The organism is Peptacetobacter sp. AB800, from assembly GCF_047807365.1.
Classification (GTDB): Bacteria; Bacillota; Clostridia; order Peptostreptococcales; family Peptostreptococcaceae; genus Peptacetobacter.
This window is the reverse complement of sequence record NZ_JBLOUI010000062.1, coordinates 1-9,051: the sequence shown is the minus strand read 5'-3', so window position 1 is coordinate 9,051 and position 9,051 is coordinate 1. Positions and strand designations below refer to the sequence as shown.

At 32.2% G+C, this 9,051-nt stretch carries 7 protein-coding genes, 1 other RNA gene and 1 pseudogene; 4 read left to right on the top strand and 5 right to left on the bottom strand.

Annotated features, from left to right (window positions below; all coding sequences use genetic code 11):
• Positions 1-102, top strand: a pseudogene (locus ACK2WN_RS11605) (IS30 family transposase); the annotation flags it as partial.
• Here ACK2WN_RS11605 and ACK2WN_RS11600 read toward each other — a convergent pair.
• From ACK2WN_RS11600 to smpB, 3 genes are all read right to left on the bottom strand, one after another.
• Positions 75-932, bottom strand: a complete 858-nt coding sequence (locus ACK2WN_RS11600; protein ID WP_416155654.1) for a hypothetical protein — start codon at positions 930-932, stop codon at positions 75-77. The pseudogene ACK2WN_RS11605 and the gene ACK2WN_RS11600 sit on opposite strands and share 28 nt — an antisense overlap.
• Before the next feature lie 485 nt (positions 933-1,417).
• Positions 1,418-1,767: a transfer-messenger RNA gene (ssrA, locus tag ACK2WN_RS11595) on the bottom strand.
• Positions 1,768-1,920: 153 nt separating this feature from the next.
• Positions 1,921-2,376, bottom strand: coding sequence for an SsrA-binding protein SmpB (gene smpB, locus ACK2WN_RS11590; protein WP_118549326.1), 456 nt, complete (start codon positions 2,374-2,376; stop codon positions 1,921-1,923).
• A 320-nt stretch (positions 2,377-2,696) separates the two neighbouring features.
• On the opposite strand from smpB, the gene ACK2WN_RS11585 reads away from it, so the two are divergent.
• The 3 genes from ACK2WN_RS11585 to ACK2WN_RS11575 all read left to right on the top strand — a co-directional run bounded on the left by ACK2WN_RS11585 (position 2,697) and on the right by ACK2WN_RS11575 (position 4,789).
• Complete coding sequence (locus ACK2WN_RS11585; RefSeq protein ID WP_300530799.1) at positions 2,697-3,518, top strand: AIM24 family protein; 822 nt, start codon at positions 2,697-2,699, stop codon at positions 3,516-3,518.
• A gap of 229 nt (positions 3,519-3,747) precedes the next feature.
• Positions 3,748-4,473, top strand: a complete 726-nt coding sequence (locus tag ACK2WN_RS11580) for an AzlC family ABC transporter permease (RefSeq protein WP_329999430.1) — start codon at positions 3,748-3,750, stop codon at positions 4,471-4,473.
• On the top strand, positions 4,466-4,789 hold the full coding sequence (locus tag ACK2WN_RS11575; RefSeq protein WP_300530803.1) for an AzlD domain-containing protein: 324 nt from the start codon (positions 4,466-4,468) through the stop codon (positions 4,787-4,789). Before ACK2WN_RS11580 ends, ACK2WN_RS11575 begins: the two co-directional genes overlap by 8 nt.
• Before the next feature lie 348 nt (positions 4,790-5,137).
• Here the strand turns inward: ACK2WN_RS11575 and ACK2WN_RS11570 are convergent, their stop codons facing one another.
• Both ACK2WN_RS11570 and rnr read right to left on the bottom strand, forming a co-directional pair.
• The gene (locus ACK2WN_RS11570) at positions 5,138-6,526 is read right to left on the bottom strand and encodes a ribonuclease R family protein (protein ID WP_300529384.1); all 1,389 of its coding nucleotides are present in this window, start codon (positions 6,524-6,526) and stop codon (positions 5,138-5,140) included.
• Between the two features lie 38 nt (positions 6,527-6,564).
• A complete protein-coding gene (gene rnr / locus ACK2WN_RS11565) occupies positions 6,565-8,697 on the bottom strand; it encodes a ribonuclease R (protein WP_416155653.1) in 2,133 nt (710 codons plus the stop codon).
• Positions 8,698-9,051 lie beyond the last annotated feature (354 nt).

The window sequence follows — 9,051 nt, the reverse complement described above, 5'->3', positions numbered from 1 at the left end:
GTTCAGTTAGTTGAGTATAAACTAAATACTAGACCAAGAAAATGTTTAGGGTTTAAAACACCCTTCGAGATATTTTATGATAAACTGTTGCACTTAGCTTGACAATTCGCCCCATAAACTTCTGGAAGTGGTCCGTCATCTCTTATAGAACCAGCAAGAACTATAGGTACATTGTTGTTTACACAACTACATATAATTCCGTCGTTTAAATCATAATCTTTCATGAACTGTGGTATAGATCCACTTCTTCTAACTTTGTTAAGTACATCTAAGTGGTTGTAATGTCCATTAGGTTGAGATTTCTGAGTGTATATATCCTGTCCTAAAGCAGTATGTAATAAAGCTCCTTCTAAGTCATGAGTAGCTAATGCGTTTCCTGCTAATAGTCCATGAGCATATCCATTTTCAACTAGAGCCTGCATTGCTGCTCTTGCATTAGCATCAAATGCAAATGCTGGTCCCATAACCCAAACTATTTTTCCACCATGTTCTTTTTCATATTTTAATAGTTCAAATAATTTATCATAATCTCTAGCATATGATGTTTCACGGCTTCTTCCCTGACGGAATACGAACTGGTCATCTAAAGCTTCTGTAGCTTCTTCAAATCCGTGGCAGTACATATATACTCCTTCTTCGCATCTTTCAGTTCTACCTAACATTACTTTATCGCCTTTTTTAACGTTTCTTGCTTCTACAACAGCAAGTTTTCCGTCGTCCTGAAGTATTACACAAGAGTCCATACGGCTTTCTTCTGCAAGTCTCCATTCTCCATCTATTTTAAAATATTCTGGGTACATAGAAGTACTGTGATAGTATTCTGGTAGTACTCCATCTTTTTCCGCTTCTTCATATTTAGCATTCGGTGCATTTACAAACATTTCTTCTGAAAAGTCTGGATGTCTATATTTTGGCATTTCAAAAACTGACATATTAGTTCCTCCTTGAGTTTTTTTATACAGGCCTGTTATTTGTCTATAATATAACATATTCATTATTTAGTGTAAAGCTTTTCAGAACATTTTCCGAAACTTTTTTTTCATTTCATTTATTTTTTTTACTTATCATTTCATTTTTTACTAATTATTATTACTTTTTTTTATCTATTTTTATAAGTTATCGTTTTCCTTAGAAAATTTTAATAACTTAAATTTATTATTCATATTATTTTAGTAACTTTTAAATAGTATACACTTTTTGTTATTATATATACAATCTCTACTTAATTTAATTATACTTTCTATCTTTATTTACTAATATCAGCTTTATTTTTCAATCATTTTTTTCGTAATATATTAATTATTTTATTTTCTTTTATTTTCAGCTTTATTATATATATACCTTATTTCAAAGTTTATTTTTGATAATTTTTGCAAAAAAAAGAAAAACATCACTTATAAAAGTCGATGTTTTTCTTAAATGGAGATGAGGGGAGTCGAACCCCTGTCCGAAAGCTCTTTCCCTGCTGCTTCTACGTGTGTAGTTGTCTCTTTATTTATCTCGTCTCAAGCATAGCCGAGCAACAGGCTATACTATCAACCAGCCACAATTAGTCCACTTTTAGTCGCGGCATCCAAAAAGTAGTTCCCTGCATAGATGATGTCCAGTCTTAACCGGCAGGAGGGTTAAGAGGGACAAGCTGCAATTAGGCAGCTAATGCGTAATTATCGTTTGCGTTTATTTTAAATTCCCCAGTTTTTACGTGACCCAGAGTAACACGACACGCCACCTCAGGTGCTAAACCCCCGTCGAAACCTTTACACCCCCTTATTATAAGAAGCATTTACGTCCGTGGAAGTAAATCGGTGTATTACACAAACCATAATTAACTTTTAAAAGCTAAAAGCTTTTATTTATATTAAGTATTAATATACTTTAATGTAAGTATATTATACCACTAATCACATAAAACACAAATAATTAATATTTACCTGTCATTTCTCTTTCTATACGTCTCTTAGCATCTTTCTTAGCAAGATCCTGACGTTTATCGTATAATTTCTTACCTTTTGCTAGAGCTATTTCAACCTTAACCCTACCATTTTTTAAATACATACTTAAAGGAACTAATGAGTATCCCTTAACAGTAGTTGCACCGATAAGTTTTCTTATCTCATGTTTATGAAGAAGTAGTTTTCTAACTCTAAGAGGATCGACATTGAAGATATTTCCCTGTTCATAAGGACTTATGTGAACCTGCTTCATAAATACTTCGCCATTATCAACTGAGCAGTATCCTTCTTTTAGATTGACTCTACCCCGTCTGATAGACTTAACTTCTGTTCCTTTTAATTCTATACCACACTCATAAGTTTCCTCTATAAAGAACTCATGTCTAGCTTTTTTATTAGTCGCAAGTACCTTTACTCCTGCCATATCTTCTCACCTTCTTCACAAAAATACTTTTAAGCTAACTTATACTATATCACAACAAAAAATTTGTGTCAATTATTTAAGAAAATTTATTTTTAATTAAAACTAACTACGCTAATTTTTTAATGATTTCAAATTTTTAAATCTCCAATTTAAAGTCATCAATTTGCAAAATTTTTTTTCAATGATAAATAAAAATCTTTATCAGCAAAACAAAATATAATATAATTAAAGTATAAATATTGATAGAATTTTCAGTATTTATTCCGCTATTTTATAAGCAAAAAAATTATTTTTCCAAACTCTTGAAGGGGGTTGATTATATGGATTTAAAAGAAAAAATGAAAGTTATTGAAAGTGTAAGCGACGGATACTCTACTTTTGAAGTACTTGAATTCGATAATTTAGATGGTGCTTCAGATCCTGCTATGGCAATGGCGCTATACTTTGCAAAACAATCAGGACTAAAATCGAGAATAGTTAGAATAAAATTAAACAATTCATCAATAAAAACAGAAGCCGGTGCTCTTTACTACTCTAAAGGTAACTTTGTTTCTGATACAAAAATGGGCGGTGTTGGAGGATTTTTCAAAAAAGGTATCTCTGGTGCACTAACTAGTGAATCTTTAGTTAAACCTTCATACAAAGGAAGTGGCGAAATCTACTTAGAGCCATCTTTCAAGCACTACTACTTCATGGAATTAAACAACGAAACAATTATAATAGATAAAGGTGTATTCTACTGCTGCTCTGACTCACTTGAATTAAAAGCAGCTTCTCAGAAAAATGTTTCTTCTGCTGTACTTGGTGGTGAAGGAATTTTCCAGCTACGGGTTTCTGGAACAGGAGTATTAGTACTAGAATTATCTATTCCTAAAAATGAAATCGTAGAATACGAACTTGACGGAACTGAAGAATTAAAAGTTGACGGCGACTTCTCATTTGCTAGAACTGCATCTGTTAATTTCACTGTTACTAAATCTCAGAAATCACTGTTCAAATCTGCAATGAGCGGTGAAGGATTCTTAAATACTTACACTGGAACTGGTAAAGTTTGGTTAGCTCCAACATCTTCAATCTACAGAGAATTTGGATATGGAATAATGCCAGGAAACTCAGGCATGGATAATAATGAAATAGATTAATAAAAAGCTGGACTGTTGCAATTATTTGCAATAGTCCTTTTTATTTAATCTTTTATAAATTTACTCTCTTCTAAAAGTGGCAAATAAAAATTTGCAATACTTTGTTATTATGTTAAGCATATTAATTGAATAATATACTCGAATCTCTTTCATTTTCCTCTATTTTACTATATAATATAGGTGGTTAGATTGTTAGAAATTTGTTAAATAAAGAAAGGATGATTTTTTTATGTTTAAGTCTGTGAACAAGGATGCGTTCAGAGATGCTTTTCGTGCGTCTATACCAATTTTTATCGCCTATGTTCCAATTGGATTAGTTGGTGGTATTTTATTAAATGCAGCAGGATTAAATTTATTCTTTATATTCCTTATGTCGTTATTAGTTTTCGGTGGAAGTGCTCAGTATATAGCAGCTTCAATGATAGCTTCTAGAGCACCAGTTACTTCAATAATAATAACTACATTTATCATCAACCTAAGACATTTCTTAATGAGTTCAAACTTAAATATGGTTATAAAAAATAAAAGTCCGAAATACATACTTCCTTTTGGACTAGGTTTAACTGATGAAACTTTTGCAGTAAACTACGAAAAATACATATCTACAAACTGGGATGATACACGAGCAATGCTTGTAAATTACTTATGTCTAGCTATTTGGTTAATCAGTTTTTGCTCAGGATCTTTCTTAGGAAACTTCATCAGCATAGACACATATATCTCAGGATTTATAATAACAGCTCTATTTACAACTATGATAATGGGCGCAATTAAAAACTTTGTGTATGTTTTAGTGGCAATTATTTCAATTTTATCATTTATAGTACTTTACAGCATAACTCAGAGTAGTTTAATAATGGTTGTTGCACCTATAATAGCTTGTTCATCAGGGCTTATAATTGAAAAAATATTAAAAGTTTCAGAAGAAAAGAAAGGAGTTGTGGTAGATGAGTAGTATGTCAATATTATTAGTTTGCCTCGGAATGGGCGCAGTTACATACGTTCCAAGAGTACTTCCACTTCTTCTATTTGCAGATAAAGAAATGCCAAATTGGTTAAAAGAAGTATTAAAATTCGTTCCAGTTGCAATGCTTAGCGCACTAGTTGCAAAAGACGTATTCTTCAAAGACGATGCACTATTTATGACACTTGCAAATCCCAAAATACTAGCACTACTTGTACTAATACCTGTAGCTGCAAAATTCAAATCTATAACAATATCTTTAGTCGTTGGTGTTGCAAGTATATTGCTTTTCTCAACAATACTTTAAATAATGGCTAATAGATAAATTTTATAAAAAGCCATTTTGGGATAAAAATATAGACTAAATTTCAAAAATTCATTTTAAACAAAAAAGACCATTGCATTTTGCTAATGGTCTTTTTAATATAATAAAATTAAAATATTACAACAGTTAATCATAGGCTCTGTTCAAATCAAATTTTATAGGAATAATAACTAACTTGGTGGATTGAAGTTCATAGACAAAACGCTCTCGACAATCTGGAGACGTGAGGAAATTTTATAACAAAGCTTTTTATTTGTACACACGTCGAAGCTGGAGAGGAGTTTGTCTATGACTTCAATCCCTGATAGTTATTAACATATAAATTTTTATTTATCTCATCAAATACGATTCTTGAATTGCTCTATATATTTTTCTATAATAGTTTTCTGCTTCTCTTTCAGCCCTATCTGCAGTTCTCGCCTTCAACGTGCTTATTTCAGCTACTTCCTCGATAAAACTTCCATAGTGCTGTCTTCTAGCTTCTGTCATTCTTCCATTCAAATAATCTTTGATTATCCTATGAATTTGAAGATCAGGATATCTTCTGATAGGTGAAGTAAAGTGACAATAACAGTCTGTAGCAAGTGTGTAGTGTTCTGTGCAAGAGCTAGAATATCTCGCTTGTCTATTTGCCTTTCTCACTATACACTTCAAAAGCTCCTCAACACCTTCATCTGGAACGCTGTTTATCATTCTCTGAATATCTAAAGGTGTTATTTCGTCTAACTCAATTTCTCTAAGTCCCAAATCATAAGTAGTTACGAATGTAGAAGGAACTTTATTTTTATTTCTATGAGGATTTTCTAGAATTCGATAAATAAAAGGAATTTCCTCATTTATAAAATGCTTTGCTACAGTTTCATTGGCAACAATCATAAATTCCTCGATTATAATATTTGCTGCCCTTCTCTCTTCTGTAATAAGGTCTATTGGAATTCTATTTTCGTCCAAAATAACCCTCTTTTCCGGAGTATCAAAACTTAAAGCTCCTCTTTTTATTCTCTTCTCCCTTAAAATATTTGCAAGTTTGTCAGATTCATAAAAATCCTCCAAAAAATCTCTATATTTTTCAATTAATTTAGTATCTTTTTTTTCAATTATATCCGATACATCATCGTAATTTGTTCTTAGATGAGATGCTATCACACTTTCACAAATCCAATGGTTTACAGTTCTTCCATGCTTATCAATTTCCATAAATACTGACAAAGTAAGCTTCTCCTCACCTTGATTTAAGCTACATATTCCATTTGAAATCTCTGGTGGAAGCATTGGAATAACTCTATCATTAAGGTATACAGATGTAGCCCTTCTTCTAGCCATTTTATCTATACAGCTATACTCTCTCACATAATGGCTCACATCTGCAATATGAACGCCCAAAATATAATTCCCATTAAAATTTTTATTAATACTTATTGCATCGTCCAAATCCTTTGACTCTTTCCCATCTATTGTAAAAGTTTTTAAATCCCTCAAATCAACTCTTTTATTAATTTCGTATTCAATTCGTTCATCAGAAAGCCTGCACGCTTCTTTAATTATTCTCTCGTCAAATTCTTCATCTATCCCAAATTCGCTCACGTCGAATTTAGATATTTTCAATCTATTTTTTAGATACTCAGATTCTATAGATTTTGAATTTTCCTTAGAAGCTTCCGATACAGGTCTTCCATCTTTTATTAATTTTTTTAGTAGGTTGCCATTTTCTGAAATCAACTCAAACACCTCCAGAACAAATTAATATGCGTATATCCTTAATATTTTTTAAGTATCTTGAAGTCTATTTCTTTTCTATCTATATCTACGTTTACTACTTTTATTCTTACAGAGTCACCTATTTTGTACATTTTCTTAGTTCTTTCTCCAAGAACACAGAAGTTTTCCTCGTCGTAATTGTAGTAGTCATCTCCCATATCGGCAAGTCTTACAAGACCTTCAACACTGCTAGGTAGCTCTACAAATATACCAAAGTTTGTAGCTCCAGAAACAGTACCGTCATATTCCTGACCAATTCTTTTTTCCATGTATACTGCTTTGTAGTAATCGTCAACTTCTCTTTCTGCAACATCTGCTGCTCTTTCCTGTTCAGATGAATGGTCTGATGCATAAGAAACAACTGCTTCAAAGTGAGCCTTTGCTTTTTTATCCATTCTTCCATTTATCACTTCTTTTATAATTCTGTGTATCTGAAGGTCAGGATATCTTCTTATTGGAGAAGTGAAGTGGCAGTAGAATTTTGCTGCAAGTCCAAAGTGACCTTCGCAGTTTGGAGAATATCTCGCCTGTCTTAAAGATCTAAGCATTATCGCACTTATCGCACTTTCTTCTGGTTTTCCAGCTATCTTTTTAAGAACAGTCTGTAATGCCTTTGGATGAACTTCTTCATCTTTTCCATTATTTACTTTGTATCCAAAACTAGATATGAATTTTCCTAAAGTAGCCATTTTTTCATCAGATGGGTTTTCGTGAATTCTGTAGACAAATGGCATTGTTAACCAGTAGAAGTGTTCTGCAACAGTTTCATTTGTAACAAGCATGAATTCTTCTATCATTCTGTTTGCTATTCTTCTTTCGTAAGGCTCTATATCAACGGGAATTCCCTCAGAGTCAAGTACTATCTTAGATTCTGGGAAGTTGAAGTCTATTGCACCTCTTCTATCTCTTTTATCCATAAGTATTCTAGCTAGCTCCTCAGCAGTTCTAAAATCATCTACTAAGTGAGCAAATGTTTTGCATAATTTTTCGTCATTTTTTTCAAGAATGTCAGACACTTCTGTGTAAGTCATTCTCGCTTTTGAATCTATTACAGTTTCTCTAATATCGTGGTCCACAACAGTACCATGTCTATCTATTTCCATTATTACAGAAAGTGCAAGTTTATCTTCGCCCCGATTTAAACTGCAAACACCGTTAGATAATTCCTTTGGAAGCATTGGAATTACCTTATCTACTAGATAAACAGAAGTTGCTCTTTTTAGAGCTTCTTTGTCTATTTTGCTGCCTTCAGTTACATAATGGCTTACATCTGCTATATGTACCCCAAGTTTGTAGTTTCCATTTTTTAATTTTTCAACAGAAACAGCATCGTCTAAATCCTTAGCGTCGTCACCGTCTATTGTGAATATATTCCAATCTCTTAAATCAAGTCTTCCTTCAAAATCAGCCTCTGTTGGAGCAGTTATCTGTTCTGCCTCTCTCTGAACTTTTTTAGGGAAATCATCAGGTAAATTATTTGCCCTTACAATAGAGTCTATTTCAACGTATCTATCTCCCTTTTTCCCTATAACTTCAGTTACAACTCCTTCTGGTTTTTTGCCAGCTCTTGGATATAAAGTTATCTTGCAGACAACTTTGTCCCCAGTAGTTGCACCGTTAAATCCTGATTTTGGAACGTATACGTCTTTTGTAAGTCTTTTGCTATCTGGAACGACAAACGCAAATCTAGCATCGCATTTCTGGAAAGTACCTACAACCTCAGTTATTTCTCTCTTAACTATTCTAAGTATTTTCCCTTCTGCTCTTCTTTCATCAGTCGCTTCCTTTACAACCTCAGCGACTACCCTATCTCCATGCATTGCAGTTTCTACATAGTCCGCTGGAATGAATAAATCCTGAACAAATTCTTCATCTGATTCAACAAATCCAAATCCTTTTTCGTGTGCAACAAACTTTCCAACAAAAAGTCCTGCCTGTTCTGCAGACATTATTTTATTCTTTTTAGTTCTAACTACATATCCATCCTGCTCTAATTCTTCTATGAAGTTGTAGAACATTGGTCTTTCTGATGTGTGTATGTCAAATATTTTTGCTAGTTCTTCCATTTTTAGTGGAACATATCCAGGTTCGTTTATTAAACCTACTAATTGTTCTTTTAATCCAGGTATCATAGTTATACCTCCTTCTTTTTTTCTCTAAATTTATATTATTTACTACATATATATCTTTATTGATGTTTACTATATTATACACCTTATTTACTTTTTTTAGGCTAAATCTGTGTTATTTTGTTTGTTTTATTAAATTTTTTGAGAATTTTTTTATTTATTGTTTATTTTGTTATTTCTCAATATTATATAACATATTGTTGGATATTAATATATTTTATCATAAATATTTTAAATAATTTTAAGATAAAAAAATACTGCCATAGAACACCTTTAAAAGGTGTTCTTATGACAGTACCTTTAACTGACACCTAACGGTTGTCAGTTTTTTTGTATTCAAATTTAGCTCCACAATTA

Bases quoted from the DNA above. Each gene is read 5' to 3' on its own strand.
- smpB (WP_118549326.1), bottom strand. From the start codon at position 2,376: ATGGCAGGAGTAAAGGTACTTGCGACTAATAAAAAAGCTAGACATGAG.
- ACK2WN_RS11585 (WP_300530799.1), top strand. From the start codon at position 2,697: ATGGATTTAAAAGAAAAAATGAAAGTTATTGAAAGTGTAAGCGACGGA.
- ACK2WN_RS11600 (WP_416155654.1), bottom strand. From the start codon at position 932: ATGTCAGTTTTTGAAATGCCAAAATATAGACATCCAGACTTTTCAGAA.
- ACK2WN_RS11575 (WP_300530803.1), top strand. From the start codon at position 4,466: ATGAGTAGTATGTCAATATTATTAGTTTGCCTCGGAATGGGCGCAGTT.
- rnr (WP_416155653.1), bottom strand. From the start codon at position 8,697: ATGATACCTGGATTAAAAGAACAATTAGTAGGTTTAATAAACGAACCT.
- ACK2WN_RS11580 (WP_329999430.1), top strand. From the start codon at position 3,748: ATGTTTAAGTCTGTGAACAAGGATGCGTTCAGAGATGCTTTTCGTGCG.